At 59.7% G+C, this 16,668-nt stretch carries 18 protein-coding genes, 1 tRNA gene and 2 rRNA genes (1 of these 21 cut by a window edge); 5 read left to right on the forward strand and 16 right to left on the reverse strand.

Features of this window, described 5'->3' with window-relative positions; genetic code table 11:
• Positions 1-226: 226 nt before the first annotated feature.
• The 9 genes from ACHZCU_RS03845 to ACHZCU_RS03885 form a co-directional block, all read right to left on the reverse strand.
• Positions 227-883, reverse strand: coding sequence for an NAD(P)H-dependent oxidoreductase (locus ACHZCU_RS03845; protein ID WP_319517728.1), 657 nt, complete (start codon positions 881-883; stop codon positions 227-229).
• A 26-nt stretch (positions 884-909) separates the two neighbouring features.
• Positions 910-1,434: a TetR family transcriptional regulator gene (locus ACHZCU_RS03850; protein ID WP_319517729.1), complete on the reverse strand. Its 525-nt coding sequence runs from the start codon at positions 1,432-1,434 to the stop codon at positions 910-912.
• A gap of 80 nt (positions 1,435-1,514) precedes the next feature.
• The gene (locus ACHZCU_RS03855; protein ID WP_319517730.1) at positions 1,515-2,297 is read right to left on the reverse strand and encodes a molybdopterin-binding protein; all 783 of its coding nucleotides are present in this window, start codon (positions 2,295-2,297) and stop codon (positions 1,515-1,517) included.
• Positions 2,294-3,145: a cytochrome b/b6 domain-containing protein gene (locus ACHZCU_RS03860; protein ID WP_319517731.1), complete on the reverse strand. Its 852-nt coding sequence runs from the start codon at positions 3,143-3,145 to the stop codon at positions 2,294-2,296. The genes ACHZCU_RS03855 and ACHZCU_RS03860 overlap by 4 nt, the downstream gene beginning before the upstream one ends.
• An 84-nt stretch (positions 3,146-3,229) precedes the next feature.
• Positions 3,230-3,838 carry a hypothetical protein gene (locus tag ACHZCU_RS03865; protein ID WP_319517732.1) on the reverse strand — a complete coding sequence of 203 codons (609 nt, stop codon included), beginning with the start codon at positions 3,836-3,838 and terminating at the stop codon, positions 3,230-3,232.
• A 93-nt stretch (positions 3,839-3,931) separates the two neighbouring features.
• Positions 3,932-4,357: an organic hydroperoxide resistance protein gene (locus tag ACHZCU_RS03870; protein WP_319517733.1), complete on the reverse strand. Its 426-nt coding sequence runs from the start codon at positions 4,355-4,357 to the stop codon at positions 3,932-3,934.
• 67 nt (positions 4,358-4,424) lie between these two features.
• A complete protein-coding gene (locus tag ACHZCU_RS03875; protein WP_319517734.1) occupies positions 4,425-5,015 on the reverse strand; it encodes a DUF308 domain-containing protein in 591 nt (196 codons plus the stop codon).
• 69 nt (positions 5,016-5,084) lie between these two features.
• A complete protein-coding gene (locus ACHZCU_RS03880; RefSeq protein ID WP_319517735.1) occupies positions 5,085-5,672 on the reverse strand; it encodes a TetR/AcrR family transcriptional regulator in 588 nt (195 codons plus the stop codon).
• 145 nt (positions 5,673-5,817) lie between these two features.
• Positions 5,818-6,789, reverse strand: a complete 972-nt coding sequence (locus ACHZCU_RS03885) for a LysR family transcriptional regulator (protein WP_319517736.1) — start codon at positions 6,787-6,789, stop codon at positions 5,818-5,820.
• Between the two features lie 106 nt (positions 6,790-6,895).
• Between ACHZCU_RS03885 and ACHZCU_RS03890 the strand changes: the two genes are divergently transcribed.
• From ACHZCU_RS03890 to ACHZCU_RS03900, 3 genes are all read left to right on the forward strand, one after another.
• Positions 6,896-7,462: a nuclear transport factor 2 family protein gene (locus ACHZCU_RS03890; protein ID WP_319517737.1), complete on the forward strand. Its 567-nt coding sequence runs from the start codon at positions 6,896-6,898 to the stop codon at positions 7,460-7,462.
• Positions 7,459-7,815, forward strand: coding sequence for a nuclear transport factor 2 family protein (locus tag ACHZCU_RS03895; protein ID WP_319517738.1), 357 nt, complete (start codon positions 7,459-7,461; stop codon positions 7,813-7,815). Before ACHZCU_RS03890 ends, ACHZCU_RS03895 begins: the two co-directional genes overlap by 4 nt.
• A 198-nt stretch (positions 7,816-8,013) precedes the next feature.
• Positions 8,014-8,148 carry a hypothetical protein gene (locus ACHZCU_RS03900; protein ID WP_319517739.1) on the forward strand — a complete coding sequence of 45 codons (135 nt, stop codon included), beginning with the start codon at positions 8,014-8,016 and terminating at the stop codon, positions 8,146-8,148.
• Between the two features lie 22 nt (positions 8,149-8,170).
• Here ACHZCU_RS03900 and ACHZCU_RS03905 read toward each other — a convergent pair whose 3' ends face one another.
• The 3 genes from ACHZCU_RS03905 to ACHZCU_RS03915 form a co-directional block, all read right to left on the reverse strand.
• Complete coding sequence (locus tag ACHZCU_RS03905) at positions 8,171-8,419, reverse strand: hypothetical protein (RefSeq protein ID WP_319517740.1); 249 nt, start codon at positions 8,417-8,419, stop codon at positions 8,171-8,173.
• Between the two features lie 104 nt (positions 8,420-8,523).
• Positions 8,524-8,913: an SDR family oxidoreductase gene (locus tag ACHZCU_RS03910; RefSeq protein WP_319517741.1), complete on the reverse strand. Its 390-nt coding sequence runs from the start codon at positions 8,911-8,913 to the stop codon at positions 8,524-8,526.
• A 40-nt stretch (positions 8,914-8,953) separates the two neighbouring features.
• A complete protein-coding gene (locus ACHZCU_RS03915) occupies positions 8,954-9,781 on the reverse strand; it encodes an oxidoreductase (protein WP_319517742.1) in 828 nt (275 codons plus the stop codon).
• A 75-nt stretch (positions 9,782-9,856) separates the two neighbouring features.
• On the opposite strand from ACHZCU_RS03915, the gene ACHZCU_RS03920 reads away from it, so the two are divergent.
• Complete coding sequence (locus ACHZCU_RS03920; protein WP_319517743.1) at positions 9,857-10,783, forward strand: AraC family transcriptional regulator; 927 nt, start codon at positions 9,857-9,859, stop codon at positions 10,781-10,783.
• Positions 10,784-10,840: 57 nt separating this feature from the next.
• Here ACHZCU_RS03920 and ACHZCU_RS03925 read toward each other — a convergent pair whose 3' ends face one another.
• Complete coding sequence (locus ACHZCU_RS03925; protein ID WP_319517744.1) at positions 10,841-11,770, reverse strand: AraC family transcriptional regulator; 930 nt, start codon at positions 11,768-11,770, stop codon at positions 10,841-10,843.
• A gap of 136 nt (positions 11,771-11,906) precedes the next feature.
• On the opposite strand from ACHZCU_RS03925, the gene ACHZCU_RS03930 reads away from it, so the two are divergent.
• Positions 11,907-12,662 carry an SDR family oxidoreductase gene (locus tag ACHZCU_RS03930; RefSeq protein WP_319517745.1) on the forward strand — a complete coding sequence of 252 codons (756 nt, stop codon included), beginning with the start codon at positions 11,907-11,909 and terminating at the stop codon, positions 12,660-12,662.
• A gap of 767 nt (positions 12,663-13,429) precedes the next feature.
• Here ACHZCU_RS03930 and ACHZCU_RS03935 read toward each other — a convergent pair.
• The 3 genes from ACHZCU_RS03935 to ACHZCU_RS03945 form a co-directional block, all read right to left on the reverse strand.
• Positions 13,430-13,506, reverse strand: a tRNA-Met gene (locus tag ACHZCU_RS03935).
• Between the two features lie 305 nt (positions 13,507-13,811).
• Positions 13,812-13,927 (reverse strand): 5S ribosomal RNA (rrf, locus tag ACHZCU_RS03940).
• Between the two features lie 391 nt (positions 13,928-14,318).
• Positions 14,319-16,668: ribosomal RNA gene (locus ACHZCU_RS03945) — 23S ribosomal RNA — on the reverse strand (it continues 598 nt past the right edge of the window).

Consider the following 16,668-nt stretch of genomic DNA (forward strand, 5'->3'; position numbering starts at 1 on the left):
GCGTTGCTATGAGCGTCAACTCTGAGAATGTTCCCGCCAAAAGCAGACGGTCGTTACCGTTGGCAGGGTGCTTCTCCCGATGGCAGCCCTTGGAAAATCGCCAGCGTAACCTGAACGGCCGGGATGGGGCGGACGCGTAGACGAAGCGACCTGTGACGACCGCCGTCATGGCGCGCCGATATCCGTCCACATCACGAGCGTTAATCTTCGGCGCGCTGGTGACAGGTCACCGAGCCTTGAAATGCTCCGCCTTCGCATCCCGCGCCACACGATCCGGCGCCATGAAGGAACGGGCAATATCGGCCGCAAGCTCCAGTCCTTCCGCACGCTTGGGCGCATTGTGGTCGCCTTCCACATCGAAGATAAGATGACTTTGAACGTCCTTGATGCCGCAATAGGCGAACGTGCCCACGTCGATCTGCGTGCGCATTGCCTCGGCGTATCCATACTTGTCGTAGGTTGCCCGGCTCGACCCGCCAATGCCGATAAGCACCGTCGGAACGTTACCGAGAAGCGCATTCAGCGGCGCCTTGCCCCGGTCTTCGACTCCCTTACCGTACTGATAGGCCCATCCACCCGTGAAAACCCGTTCGATCCATCCCTTCATCAGGGCCGGCATACCCCACCAGTAGACCGGGAAGACGAAGGCAAGCCGGTCTGCCCGTTCGACCCGCCGATGCATCGCCGCAATCTCCGACGGCACCGGGCCGCCCCAGAAATGCGCGTGATCGGCTTCGGTGAAGCGTGGGTCAAAGTTCTCGGCATGCAGGTCGAGGATTTCGACCGAGTGCGAGGCGGCACGAAAAGGAGCGACGAAGCTCTCAAGGACGGCGGCCGGGTAGCTGTTCGGAAGTGGATGGGCAAAGACGGTCAGGAGGTTCATGCGGGCAGCCCCTTCGGTTAGGTGTGTCATGTCTTGGGCGGCATCAGTCGCGCTGCAGCACGACGCGCGGCGGCAAAGGCCGCCGGGCCGTGATAGCTTGCCACCGACGTCGCGCCTTCGAAGAGAAGGAGGACCTCGTCGACGAGGTCGGCATCGCCATCCCGGCCGAGATCGTGCGCGACGGCGCGCTCCACCAGATCCCGCAGGTCCCGGCGATAGATCGCCACCTGATCGGCGACAGAGGGTTCATCGGTGCCCATCTCGCCCTGAGCACGCAGGAACAGGCATCCGCGTGCGCCCTCAGCCGCCACCCACGTCTCCAGCGTCGCGAAGAGGCTGTCGACGCCGTGATCTTCGAACTGCTCGAAGAAGCGGCGGCGGCGTGCGTCCAGCACCGCGCAGATCAACCCGGTCTTTCCATCGAGATGCTTGTAGAGCGTCCGTGTGGAAACCTGGGCGGCATGCGTGAGCCGGTCCATCCCGGTGCCTGCGAAGCCGTTCGCGTCGAAAACGGGTTCAACCCGCGCAATGATGTGGTCTTTGATGTTCATATGCCGTGTGTAAAACGATCGTTTTACTTCGTCAAGAGGCTAAAATTGCCGCTACCCGGACGGCAGTGCCGGCTGCGGGTCTATATGCCGGCATACCAGGCATAGCCGCGGTCCTCCCAGTATCCTCCCTTCCCGCCCCAGACATCGGCAAAGCTGTCGACGAGCTGGATCCGCATGACGTATTTCGCCTGCTTGTAGCCCAGTTGCCGTTCGACCCGCAGGCGCAGCGGCGCGCCGTGCCCGACCGGCAGCGCCTGATCGTTCATGCCGTAGGCGAGGATGGTCTGCGGATGAAAGGCGTCGGTCATATCGATGCTTTCATAATAGCTCCCGCTGCCATCGAAGGTCTGTTCCAACTGGTCGGCGCAATAGAACACCGCGTAGCGCGCGTTGCTTTTTGGCCCAACCATCTCCAGCACGCGGGCGAGAGGCACGCCCGTCCATTTGGCGATCGCGCTCCACCCCTCGACGCAGTCGTGCCGGGTGATCTGGGTTCGCGAAGGCATCGCCCTCAATTGCTCGAGGCTGAACGCTTGCGGACGCTCCACCAACCCGTCGACCTTCAGCCGCCAATCAGAAAAATCGCCCTGAAACAGATGCACCCATTCCGCCGTGTCCGGCCTGGATGTGCCATTGACGTAGAAAAGCCTGGTGATGTCCTCCTCACCATATTCCCGCGCGAGCCGGTTTCCGATCAGGGCCCGCTGGACCCTGTAGTTGAGCCACTCGGCGGATCGAATGACCGGCCCGCCATCGCACTGTCGCGCGAGCATTTCCCAGCCACCGACAGCGGCGGTTCCGGCTGCAACACCGCCGCCGATCAACAGTTTGCGGCGGGTCAAAAACTTTGTGGGACGTGTCATTCGCCCGGCTCCTTCTGCTCTATGCCATAGCGCCCGGTGATCATCGAACGGATGTTGTTCCAGGTCCCCGAAAGAACCACCATCACGAGATGGACGACAACGAACAGAACGATGAGGGACGCGGTGATGAAATGAATGGTTCGGGCCGACTGGCGACCGCCGAAGATGTCGGGAAGCCACGGAAAGGCCGCGTCGATGCCCGGCGACATCGTCAGGCCGGTCAGCACCATGAGCGGCAGCAAGATGAAGATCACGGAAAGATAGGTGAGCTTCTGTAGTGCATTGTAGTGCCGGGCTTCCTCTCCCTTCGCAAACCGCAGACGCGCATGATCGACGATCTCGTGCCACAGGTGGCGCGGGCTGAGTTCGGCGCGCGTGGGCGCGAGGTCCCGGCTGAAATGGCGGCGAAGGGCGCTGGTGACCACATAGATTGTGCCGTTGATGACGAAGAGCCAGGCGAAGAAGAAGTGCCAGTGACGCCCGCCCGCGATGTCCTGAGCGGACGGCATCGTTGCCCAGGTGGGAAAGGCGCGGCCGGTCGGCTGCCCATCGACATCGGATACCCCGAGCACGCCTGTCGTCGGGATACGCAATCCAGCGACGCTGACCTGGCCCTTCATGTCGGCGCCCTGCCCGACAGCGTCGATCGCGAAAGCCGCGGGGTCGCCATATTGCCCGCTTTGGCCCCAGTAGAGCTCCGAATGCGCGTTGAATATCTGAAGCCCGCTCATCAACAGGATGCAGATGCAAAAGGCGTTGAGCCAATGGGTCAGCCGGGTCACAAGGGAATGGCGGCGGATGAGGATAGTCCTCGGACGGTGTCCTGCCGGTCGTGTCAGGTCGAACATGGTGCCAGTTTCCGGTCTATGAGAAGGGTGCCGAACCAGTGCAGGACCCACACTGTCTCCCGGGGCGGGTCCTGCCCGTGCAAATCACATCGGCGGGACGACGCCATCCTTGCCGACGACAACCTGCAGAGCGCCAAACGTCATGCCGTCCTTGATGGCGGCGACGAAGACAGTGGCGCCCTCGACGAGATCGGACCTATCGGCCTCAGTGATGGTCACCACGGGCGTGCCGTCCGGGATCACGATCTTCTTTTCCTTGCCGCCGTAGTTCACGGTTACAGTGCTGCCGTCGACGTCCTTTACCGCGTTGGCGACGGTGGCATTGGTCATGGTGCTCTTGGGCTTGAGGTCCCAGCCGTAGCTTCCTTCGCCGGAGCCCTTCATCGCGGGCGGGAAGATCACCACTTCGAGCGCACCGGCGACGCCGTCTTCGTTCGGCAGCGAGGCGATGCCGACGAAATCGCCTTCCATGATGTCTGCGATTTTGGCGGCGGCGACGCCGGCGATTATGGTTTTATCGCCAAGGCCGATGGTAGCCGTATCGCCTTCACGGGTATGCACCGTAAGGGTCGACCCGCCGAAGCTTTCAACGGTGCCGCGAATGTGCTGCGGCTGGGTTTCGGCGAAGACCGGAGCCGCAGGAAGGGCGATGGCGGTCGCGATGGCGAGTGCAGGGAGAATAGTGCGAAACATGATATTTCCTTATCTACTAGTTGGTAGTCAAAACGGCAGAATTTACACGGTTCCGAACGCTCTGCCGCAAACCGTCCGGAGAGACTGCAGTGGTCAGGCAATCGCCAGACGCACGTCGATATTGTTGCGCGTCGCGTTGGAATACGGGCAAACCTGATGGGCAAGGTCCACCAGCCGGCGGGCATCGGCCTCGGCCAGGCCGGGGAGCGTGATCGCAAGCGCCGCCTCAAGACCGAAGCCGCCTTCGGATCGCATGCCGATGCCAACAGACGCGGCGATCGAAGCATCGTCGGGCACTTTTAATCCGAGTTGGCTGCTGACGGCCTTCATCGCGCTCAGGAAGCAGGCCGAATAACCGGCGGCGAACAGTTGTTCGGGATTGGTCCCCTCGCCTCCCGGACCGCCGAGTTCCTTCGGGGTCGTCAGCTTGACCTCAAGCCTGCCGTCGTCGGTATGGCTGCGGCCTTCGCGGCCGCCGGTCGTGATGGCCGATGTTCGATATTTGACGTCCAGTGACATGCGTTCATTCCTCGTTGCAGTGAGCTGCGCGTTTCGTTTTGGTGCCAGTTTCGACCGATCATCCATGTCAGACAGGCTCGGCTGTCCGGCCGCGACGGGCGTCGCCAACCGTCAGCCAGATCGCGGAGACGAGAAAATAGAAGGCGCCGAATGCGGCATAGGGCGCGATATCGGCGATGCCGAGCGGATTGGGACCGCCCGCGATCTTGATCATGAAGCCGCCGGCCAGCGCGGATTGCGCGCCGCTCAGGATCATTGCCCATTGCGCGCCATAGGACTTCCAGCGCCGGACCGCCGTCGCAAGCTGAAGCACGCCTGAAAGAACCGCCCAGACACCAAACACGACGAGCACGGCGGCCATGCCCTGACCGAGCGCCACCGCCACCGCAACCGTCGTCACGATGCTGACGACGAGGTTCAGCATCTGGCCCCTGTTCCGGGCAATACCGCCGCTGCGCTGCGCATCCAGATAGTTCGCCGCCGCGTCCCAGGCCGGGTAGACCACCAGCAGCACGGCGGCGATCGCCGGCGCGTTTCGGCCGATGAGCAGCGCGCCTGCGACCCAGGCCGTTGAGACGCCGAAGCGAAGGAAGTAATAACTCTTGAGCCATGCCGTGGGCGACACGGCCGGCTGATTGTCGATGGATTGGTATGACATTGCGTTCTCCTTAGCTACCTACTAGATGATAGGCTACATTGACAAAATTTTACCCACGTCTCCCGTCGCTCAATGCCGAACGGCGGTAAGACGGTCGATGAGAGGGCGGGTTATGGTTGTGTAGACGGCCGGATCGTCATAGGCCCGCGCCGACAGCATGGCGCCATGCACGGTTGCGATAAAGGCCTCCGCCTCGGTTTGAGCAGAGGCGGTGAGCGAGAGAACTCCCTTCTCCTCGCCTTGCTCCATGAGCGAGGTGACCCACGCCGAGAACATGCGAAAATAGGCCCTGACCTCCAGAATGACCTCGGAGGGAAGCGCCGGCATTTCACTGGCAAGAAGAGCGCATACGCAAAAGGATCTTGAACCATCGCCAATGCAGGCGGCCCAATAATCGGTATAGGCGCGGAGCTGATCGGCAGGTCCAAGACTACTGCGTCCAAGCTCCGCGAGAGCGCTCTCGGCATCCTCGCGATAACGCGCGACGAGCGTTCGGACAAGGTCGACCTTGCTGGGGAAATGGTGGTGTATGCTCGCCTTGCGAATGCCGACCACCTTGGAAATGTCGGCATAGCTGAAGCCATTGTAGCCGCCCTCGATAATGAGGGAGCGGGCGCAAACGAGAATCTCATCGGAAGTGCTGGTTAAATTACTCATGTGAGTCATCTACCTTCTAGTAGGATGACAGTCAAGCCGAAAATGCGAATTTGATTTCCACGTGCCGGCCTTTCCTGAGCACGCCGTGGTAGGGACTGGCGGATCCGCCCCGTTTGACTCCGCCCGACATCTCGCGGCGAATGATCTATTGCACCTCGGCAACAAACTGCTCAAAGTTCTCCGGCGCGAAAATTGACTTGATCTCGTCCGCGACGATTTCGGTCGCGAGAGGATTGGCCGACTGCGGATTCATCAACAGCACCCTGTGAGAGAGCAGGCCATCGACTGCCACAGCCGCGACGCGCTTGTCGCGCAGCATGGCTTGTGCAGCGCTTAACGGTAGTACCGCCGACCCCAGTCCTTGCCGAACCAGATTGAGTTGCGCCTGCATAGAGGCCGCCTCTGCCACGATATTGAGCGAGGTTCCGCGTTTTTGCGCGATCCGGGCGAGATGCCTTCGCCGGGCATTCGGCAAAGGCGTGAGCACCAGAGGCATGGCAAGCATCTCGTCGATCGTGATCGATGGTTCCTTTGGAACAAGATCTCTGCACGTCACGAGATAATCCTGCTCGTCCATGAGCGGAATGAGCTTGTAACGTTGGCGTGCACTTTTCGAAGCCACGCTCACGATCGCAAGGTCGAGCGGAGGGTGTTCGCCGTTTTCCGGCTGCCCCTGGACGCCCTCGCGGCAGATGATACGAATTTCGGGGTATCTGGATTTGACACGCCGCACGAGGTCGCTCAGGAGCATCTCTGCCAGGGCTGATGGCAAGCCCACCCGAACCTCTCCCGCCGGCTTTCCGGTCTGGCGGGAAACGAGGCTGGCCAGCGCATCCGCCCGCGCCAGGATTTCACGCGCCTCGCGCAGGACGATCTCGCCTTGAGGCGTCGGGCTTGCGCCTGCGGCCGTGCGCACCAGAAGCGGTACGCCGATTTCGGCCTCCAGGGCCTGAATCTGGCGCGTCAGCGCGGGTTGCGCAATGTTCAGCGCCTCGGCGGCGCGGCGAAAACCGCCAGCCTCAGCGACTTTGACAAAAAAGCGCAGTTTCTTGAGTTCCATCTCGGTCCCGCCGACAAAGGATTTCATGTGATGCCGTATCGGCATCATGTCAACCATATCGGTATTTTACAGCAGCGGCCCCGGCGTCCAGATACAGATGAGAGCTGGACGCCGGAATTCGGACAGCGCCTATAGAGGCAAAGCGCTCGTGAAAGGAAAGAGAATGGGAACCACCCACCAGGACCTGGAAGCCAGATTGCGCATTATCGAAGACAAACTCGCGATCTATGATCTGCTGGCCTCGCATCCGCCCAGTGCGGATACCGGGAGCGCGGACTACACCATATCGGCCTACCGCGATGACGGCGTATTCGACCGTGGTCCGTCACTGGACGGAGCACAGGGCGCAGAAGCGATCGCGGCGTTCATTCAGCGGCCGGAACATCATGCCGCGATCCGCAGCGGTCTGGCCCATTTTGTCGGCCTTCCGCTCGTAAACATCGAAGGCGATACCGCGACTGCGACCTCCTATCTGATGATCACCCATCTCGATCATGAGGGCGAACCGCGCGACCTGCCCAATCATGGCGTGTCGACCGGCTATCGCATCCACCGCGCCGTCGTGAACCGATGGGAGCTTGAACGCCGCAATGACCGTTGGGTTATCGCGCGGCGCACGCTTCTGCCGGTCGACGGTAGCGATCCGCACCTTGCGCTGCTGCGCCAAAGCCTGTGCGAGATGTACGACCTGCCCTTTGATGCAACCGATCCGCTGGGAGAAGCCAAATGACGGAGACCGAGGAAAGAAACCGCGCCTTCGTACAGGCGCTATTCGCCGTGCTTTCCGAGAAAGGCTATGGTCAGGAACTTCTCGACGCGCTTGCCGAGGATGTCACCTTCCATGCCATGGGAAAGTCACCGATCGCCGGCAGCTATCACGGCAAGGAAAACTACCGCAGGAACGCGCTGGAGCCGCTGCAGGCCCGCATAGCAACATCGCCGACGATGGAAGTGCATCGCATTCTGATCGACGGTGACATGGCCTGCGTCCAGTTCCGCACCTTAGAGCGCTTCAGGCTTAAATGGAATCCGTTCTGTTTGCCCAAACCGGTCATTCCACGCGAAGAAGCCCGCGCGGCATAGCCATAGCTATGGCGAAGGGCTTCGACAAAGTGGATGGCCGGTTTCGGCAAACCCGAAGGGCGGCATGAATTTGCGCCATTACCGGCGGTCTTCGGCTTGGACATAACTACGGCTATGCCCTGCGCCAAAGCCCTTGGTCCTGGCGCAAATTCCTTGCCGCAGAACGCTTCCATTTAAGCCTGAAGCGCTCTAGGCGGCGTGGGCAAGAACGGCGCCGATTTCAGCATGGATTATTGCTGGCTGATGCGCATTAAGGACAATTTCGTCAAGGAACTTTGGGGCTATTACGACACTGGGAAGATGACCAGACTTTTCGAGGAACCGGCCGGATAGAAAGAGCACGACCTTTGCCCGGCTATTCCGGGTCGAAATCTGTCGCGATGGCGACCGAGCGCCATGTTTCGATATCGTCACAGAAATTGGCGAGCTTCGCGTCGGCGGCACGAAACGCGTTTGGTCCCAGCGGCAGGTGCAGAGGGGTCCTCTCGGCATCAAGCGCCTGCATCATGACCGCGATGGCCTTGAGCGGATCGCCCGGCTGCTGGCCGTCGCTTGCCTCCCTGTATCTGCGGCGGCGTCCCGCAGTCTCAGCATATTCCGGCATTTCCCGAGCGGCGACCGCGATCGACCGGGGCAACCATTGGGCGTGTCTTCCCAGAAAGCCATCATCTATCTCTCTGGACTGGTTTCGCCCGGCCGCCACAATATTCATATCTGCGACACGCTCCCATCAAAGGTCATTTCTATGCCGTTGACATATTTCGCATCGGCCGAGGCCAGAAACAGCGCCGCAGTTGCAATCTCATTCGGCTCCACCATACGCCCGAGCGGGGCTTTCCCGCCGATATTTTCCTTCAGCGCTTCGATCTCGGCATTGCTCACCCGGAAACCGTTTTCTAACAACGAGGTGAATGTGATACCCGGGCTCAGCGCATTAACGCGGGTTTTCCGGTCACGAAGATCGTCGGCCCAGGGTTGCGCGAACGACCTCACGACCGCTTTTGAAGCATTGTAGAGGCTGAGATCCGCCATACCGTTGTTGGCGCAGATCGAAGCCGTGAGCACGAGGGATGCGACGTCCTTCACGAGAGGCAGCAATGCCCCTTCACCGCATCCTCCATCGCAAACGCGCCAGCCTTCATCCGTCCGTCGAACAGGTCAGTTCCCCCCATTCGGAAAGCTCCTGCTTCATGCGCTCAATCCGCTCTCTCACCAGTTTGAGCGCATCGCTGCCCAGCAGCAGTTGCGGCGGCGGATTGTCGGATGCGACGAGGTCAAGAACGGCTGCCGCCAGCTTCGCGGGATCGCCGAGCTGTTTGCCGCTCTTCTCCTGTCTCGCAGCGCGAACCGGATCGAACAGGGCGTCGTAATCCGGGATCGAACGTTCGGTCCGGATCATGGAGCGCCCGGCCCAGTCGGTACGAAACGACCCCGGGCAAAGCGCCGTCACATGCACGCCAAAGGGGGCCATCTCGGTGCGCATCACCTCGGAAATGCCCTGCAACGCAAACTTGCTGCCGCAATAATAGGCGATGCCCGGCATGGTGATCAGGCCGCCCATCGACGTCACATTCACGATGAAGCCGCTGCGCCTTTCGCGAAAGCGCGGCAGGAAGGCCTTGGCAACGGCGACGGCCCCGAAGACATTCACGTCGAACTGTCGGCGCATCTCCTCAAGCGGGGATTCCTCGAGCACACCCTCGTGGCCGTAACCCGCATTGTTGATGAGGACGTCGACAGCCCCATGGTCGTCTTCGGCCTGTGCGACGATGCCGGGGATGCGGTCGAATTCCGTGACGTCGCACAGGACCGCATTGACCTGCGGCAAACGGTCCAGCAGCGAGGCCCTCGCGGTTTCCGACCGGACGGTGCCAATGACCTTGTGGCCTGCGTTAACCGCCGCCTCGGCGATGGCGAAACCGAAGCCGGAATTGGCGCCGGTGATGAAGAAAGTCTTGTTCGACATGGTTCAGCCCTGTGTTGATTATGAGCAAGAATTGACAGATAGTCTGACCGTATTTCCTCCAATAGAGCAATTTTTATGAATTCGTTGCTTGATCCTATGACACCGCACGCCGACCTTGCTGCGCTGACCGCTCTGGCCGGACAACTCGCACCGCAGCCCGGCTACAATTCCACCGCGCTGCCTTCCCTGCGCATTCTGCGATCGGAGACAAACCTGGAGGATGTGCCGGTGCTCTACCGGCCTGGCGCGGTGTTCGTGCTGCAGGGCTCCAAACAGGGTTTCCTCGACGGCGCGATCTATCGTTACGATGCGGATCACTACCTCGCCGTTTCGGTGCCTGTGCCGTTCCGGATGGCCTCGCAGGCCAGCCGGGAGCAACCGTTGTTGGCGCTCTATGTCGATTTCGATCTTCATCTCGCGACAGAGATCGCCACGGAGCTGGACGCACGACGGCAAGCCGCGCCGACCGCGCCCGCAAAAAGCCTCGTCTCGAGCCGGATGGAGCCGGCGATCTCCGATGTGCTGCTGCGGACCCTGCGTGCACTCGCCAACCCGGACGAACTTGCCATCCTCGGTGCGGGACTGCTGCGGGAATTGCACTATCGGATACTCGTCGGGCCGCAGGGCGCGGCGCTGGTGACGGCTCTGAAACAACGCGGGCCTACCGGCAGGATCGTGCAGAGCCTCGCCCGGATCCGCGAGAATGTCGGCGATCGCATATCGGTTGCCGAACTCGCTGCGGAGGCGGGCATGAGCGTTCCCTCATACCACACGCATTTCAGGGCTCTCATGGGCAGCACGCCGATCCAGTATGTCAAGGCCATGCGGCTGCACGAGGCGCGGCTGATGATCGCGCGCCGGGAAGGAACGATTGCCGTGATCGCGGCCAGGGTCGGCTATGCGAGCGCCGCCCAGTTCAGCCGCGACTTCAGACGTCACTTCCGCCGCAGCGCGAGCGAAGATGCCAAATGGATGCGCGAACATCTGGGCGAGATCGTTTGAACTGGTTCACGCTATCCAACACGCGACGGCCCTGAAGGCACAAGACGGCCACGTATTTTAACCGGCCATTTCATCGCCATGGCTACCGAGACCTGTGCCTTGATAGCGGATGTCTCTGCCGGGTGAAATGTCGAACATGCGGCCATATTCCCGGGTGAACTGCGGGACGCTGGCATATCCGACCGCGTGGGCCGCCTGCATAATCTCCGCGCCCTCGCTCAGCATCAGCCTTCTGGCTTCGATCAGTCGCAGCTGCTTCTGGAATTGCAGCGGCGACAGGGTCGTGATGGAGCGGAAATGCCTGTGAAACGCCGCCTCGCTCATTCCGGCGGATTTGGCCAGTTCGTCCACCTGTATCCTGCGCCTGAATTCGCGGCGGAGGATTTCGATCGCGCGCCCGATCCTTTCCGCGTGGCTGTCGACCACGCCCAGAGCGCTGATCGCCGGTCCATGAACCCCGGTGAGGAGCCAGTAGTGCAGTTCCCGCAAAAGGCCTTCGCCCAGCACCGCCAGGGCTTCGGGTTGATCAAGCAGCCGAACGAGACGCAAGGCGGCGTCGGTCACTTCGGCAGCGATCGGCTCCACCCTCACAGTCCGCGCCTCCCTCGGCCGGTCCGCAACCACATGGATCAGCTCGCGCAGGATGGCCGGGTCGAACTCCATCACAAGGGCATAATAGGGCGCCGCGGCACTCGCGCGGGTAATCTGGCTGACCGTTGGAATATCCGCCGAGACCACCATCGCTTCTCCCGCGACATATTCAAAGCTCGCGCCCGGCGTGGTCACGCGCTTGCGGCCCTGCAACAGCATGGCGATCACGGGTCTCTGGACCGCAACCTGCAGCGCGCCTGGATCAAGGGCCCGCACCACTGAGAGGCCGCGCACACATGTTGGCGCGGAACCGTCCGGCGCAGCATGCGCGTCAGCGAAGCGGCGGCAATGCGCAAGCAGCGCAGCAAAATCGTGATTGGTTCGAGCAACAGTCATGCAGAGAAAATGCACTATTCCGGGAGAAATGGAAAGCGAAGAGCGGGAATAGGCAAAAAGTGGCGCGCATCGGGCAACACGGACCTGCCGGCCATCTCTATATCCCGGATATCACAAAACCTGAAAGGACATACCCATGAGCAAGATCAATCTCGTCACCGGGGCCAACCGCGGCCTGGGTCGCAATACCGCTCTCGCCATTGCCCGGGCAGGCGGGGATGTCATCCTCACCTATCGTTCGGACGAGACGCAGGCGGAAGAGGTTGCCGCCGAAATCCGTGGGATGGGCCGCCGCGCGGTGACGCTGAAACTCGATATGGCGGATATGGCAAGTTTCCCGACCTTCGCCGCAACCTTGCGCGACCGCTTGAGGGAAGTCTGGGGCCGCGACAGCTTCGACCATCTCGTCAACAATGCCGGGCATGGTGAGTTCGCGCCGATCGAGGAGACCACCGAAGCGCAATTCGACGGGCTGTTCCAGGTTCACGTCAAGGGCGTCTTCTTTCTCGTGCAGGCGCTTCTGCCGCTCGTGGCCGACCAGGGACGGATCGTGAATTTTTCGTCTGGTCTCACGCGCGTCTCCTATCCGGGCTTTGCGGCGTATTCCGCGGCCAAGGCGGCGGTCGAAATGCTGACGGTTTATATGGCACGCGAATTCGGCGCGCGCGGCATCGCGGTCAATACCGTCGCTCCGGGTGCGATCGAGACCGATTTCGGCGGGGGACTGGTGCGCGACAACGCAGATGTCAATGCACAGTTCGCGCAGATGACAGCCCTGGGCCGCGTCGGGCTCCCCGACGACGTCGGCATGATGATCGCCAATCTGCTGAATGATGGAAACCGCTGGGTAACAGCGCAGCGCATCGAGGTTTCCGGCGGCCAGTCCATCTGAGCACCGTTCCACGTTCATTGCGGGCATCCTGACAAAGCTGGATGTTCGCAATGAGGCTCAATGCCGTGGTTACTCCGCGTGACCACCTGCGATGTCTGGCCTTCTGCCGGTTTAGTGAACACTGGGTTAAGTTTGCACCGCTTAGCCCCCGAGCTCCATCGGGCCCAGGTACATGTCGCGTTGTCGATCAAGCATCGCTTGGCAGATCATTCCCATATTGTCTTGCTGGATATTCGAAGCGAACAATTCATCGGAAGCCGTTTTGCGCCAGGACCCGATGTTTATGAGTATATTAAGAACCGAGATGGCGAGTTCGGTGGACAACCCAAGACTGCGCATAAGTCGGCACCCCGAGAAACACTGATGAACCCTGTTGCCATGGAGCATGGATCACGTTAATCGCGGCCAAGGCGATGCGTGCCTATGCGTAAGAGACCAACCGCTTGAACCGCGAGCGACGTTCAAATGGCGATGCCTGGCAGGCGGAACTGGCCAAAGTCGAGAAGCAGGTCGCTCAGATTGTCGAGGCCATTGCAGACGGCATGTACCACGCGTCGATGAAGGAGAAGATGACCACACTCGAAGCCCGCAAGGCCGAACTGACATCGCTTCACGCCGATGCGCCCTTGAGAAGACGGAGCGGGTCTGGATATCGACCATCATGGTGTGATCGCGGATTTGCTGCATCTCACGACGTTTTACTGAACCAAACGACAAAAGCCCCCGCAGTGATGCGAGGGCTTTTGATCTGTTTAATAGCAGGAATTTGGTTGCGGGGGCAGGATTTGAACCTGCGGCCTTCAGGTTATGAGCCTGACGAGCTACCGGGCTGCTCCACCCCGCGTTATATTTGAGCATTCCGGGGTTATTTGGGAGACGGGTATGTCTTGCCCTGCCCGGTTGTTTTTGTTTTGCCGATCCTCGGCCTTTGGCCTGCGGTTCGGCGGGGGCTGCTCCACCCCGCGTTATGCTTGTGTATTCCGGCAACAAAAAAGCCGCCTTTTACGGCGGCTTGGTATCGGCAGTCGCCGTTTGATTGTTTTGAGAAGATATTCTTTGTTCAGCGCGACCGCGCGTCGCCGACAGTCCGGCGCGCCGTGTCCGAAGGCCGCATTGGCGTGAACACATAAACGATGCTGCATTTGGCAGACCTGGCAGCGACTTACTCTCCCGTGCCTTAAGACAAAGTACCATCAGCGCTGGGGCATTTCACGGCCGTGTTCGGAATGGGAACGGGTGTTAAGGACCCCGCCATAACCACCAGGTCAGCCAAATGCAGCATGTTTTCGAGAAGCTGGAAGAGTTGTTTTGTCCTCAGATTTGTTTGCGCTCACGGGCGTACCGGCCCTTTCAGGGCCTGCCCTGCGCGGGCGCCTCGCATAAGCTCGGACGCGCAGTCGCGCTTGCGAAGCCTTTGGGCTTCGGTCCTTTTCCCTTGCTCTGCAAGAGTATGGAACGAACAAGGTCGTGAGGTCTGTTGTTGTATTGGCGCTTCGTCAGTCAGCAGTCACAATGCCTGTCGAGGGACGACCCTCAGCAGCTTGCCTGCGTCGCGAAGCGGCCCGTCCGGAGCGCAGCGGCCAAAGGCCGCGACAGCGTCAGGACATAAAGTTGATCGTGAAGCCGAAGGCTTCGCGATAAACATAAACAATGAGAACGATCAAGCCGATCGAGCGATTAGTACCGGTAAGCTTCACACATTGCTGCGCTTCCACACCCGGCCTATCAACGTTGTCGTCTACAACGGCTCTGATAGGGAACACTCGTTTTCAGGTTGGTTTCCCGCTTAGATGCCTTCAGCGGTTATCCATTCCGTATATAGCTACCCTGCTATGCGGCTGGCGCCACAACAGGTCCACCAGAGATACGTCCATCCCGGTCCTCTCGTACTAGGGACAGATCCTGTCAATATTCCTACACCCACGGCAGATAGGGACCGAACTGTCTCACGACGTTCTGAACCCAGCTCACGTACCGCTTTAATTGGCGAACAGCCAAACCCTTGGGACCTGCTCCAGCCCCAGGATGCGATGAGCCGACATCGAGGTGCCAAACAACCCCGTCGATATGGACTCTTGGGGGTCATCAGCCTGTTATCCCCGGCGTACCTTTTATCCGTTGAGCGATGGCCCTTCCACGCGGGACCACCGGATCACTATGACCGACTTTCGTCTCTGCTCGACTTGTCAGTCTCGCAGTCAGGCGGGCTTATGCCATTGCACTCAGCGAACGATTTCCGACCGTTCTGAGCCCACCATCGCGCGCCTCCGTTACTCTTTAGGAGGCGACCGCCCCAGTCAAACTACCCACCATACACTGTCCCGGATCCGGATAACGGATCGCGGTTAGACATCCACGAAGATAAGGGTGGTATTTCAAGGATGGCTCCACGCAAACTGGCGTCCGCGCTTCAAAGCCTACCACCTATCCTACACATGTCTTGGTAAATGCCAGTGTAAAGCTATAGTAAAGGTGCACGGGGTCTTTCCGTCTGACCGCAGGAACCCCGCATCTTCACGGGGAATTCAATTTCACTGAGTCTGCGTTGGAGACAGCGGGGAAGTCGTTACGCCATTCGTGCAGGTCGGAACTTACCCGACAAGGAATTTCGCTACCTTAGGACCGTTATAGTTACGGCCGCCGTTTACTGGGGCTTCGATTCAATGCTTGCACATCTCCTCTTAACCTTCCAGCACCGGGCAGGCGTCAGACCCTATACGTCGTCTTAAAGACTTCGCAGAGCCCTGTGTTTTTGATAAACAGTCGCTACCCCCTGGTCTGTGCCACCTCTCAATACTTGCGTACAAAGAGGTCACGCTTCTTCCGAAGTTACGCGTGCAATTTGCCGAGTTCCTTCAACGCAGTTCTCTCAAGCGCCTTGGTATACTCTACCTGACCACCTGTGTCGGTTTCGGGTACGGTCTCACGACGGGGCTATTTCCTGGAACCGCTCCACCGCACACTCAATCCAATAAGAATGTACGATTTGTGCAATCCGTCACCACCGCCTGGCCCACGAATATTAACGTGGTTCCCATCGACTACGCGTTTCCGCCTCGTCTTAGGGGCCGGCTAACCCTGCTCAGATTAACTTTAAGCAGGAACCCTTGGTCTTTCGGCGAGAGGGTCTCTCACCCTCTTTATCGTTACTCATGTCAACATTCGCACTTCCGATACCTCCAGGAGCCCTCACGGGTCTCCCTTCATCAGCCTACGGAACGCTCCGCTACCACGTGGATAAATCCACATCCTCAGCTTCGGTGCATGGCTTGAGCCCCGGTACATTTTCGGCGCAAAGACCCTTATTTAGACCAGTGAGCTGTTACGCTTTCTTTAAATGATGGCTGCTTCTAAGCCAACATCCTGGTTGTTTTGGGATCCTCACATCCTTTCCCACTTAGCCATGACTTGGGGACCTTAGCTGGAGGTCAGGGTTGTTGCCCTTTTCACGACGGACGTTAGCACCCGCCGTGTGTCTGCTGAACAGTACTCTTCGGTATTCGCAGTTTGGTTAGGATCAGTAAGACGGTGAGTCCCCATAGCCCATCCAGTGCTCTACCCCCGAAGGTATTCATTCAACGCTCTACCTAAATAGATTTCGCGGAGAACCAGCTATCTCCGAGTTTGATTGGCCTTTCACCCCTAGCCACAAGTCATCCCAATCTATTGCAACAGATGCGGGTTCGGTCCTCCAGTTGGTGTTACCCAACCTTCAACCTGCTCATGGCTAGATCACTCGGTTTCGGGTCTAATGCAGCTAACTAATTCGCCCTATTAAGACTCGCTTTCGCTGCGCCTACACCTATCGGCTTAAGCTTGCTAGATACACTAAGTCGTTGACCCATTATACAAAAGGTACGCCGTCACCCTTGCGGGCTTCGACTGTTTGTAGGCATCCGGTTTCAGGTTCTCTTTCACTCCCCTTGTTGGGGTGCTTTTCACCTTTCCCTCACGGTACTGGTTCGCTATCGGTCATGCACGAGTACTTAGGCTTGGAGCGTGGTCG

Origin of the sequence: uncultured Martelella sp., assembly GCF_963677965.2 — a bacterium.
GTDB classification, from domain to species: Bacteria; Pseudomonadota; Alphaproteobacteria; order Rhizobiales; family Rhizobiaceae; genus Martelella; species Martelella mangrovi.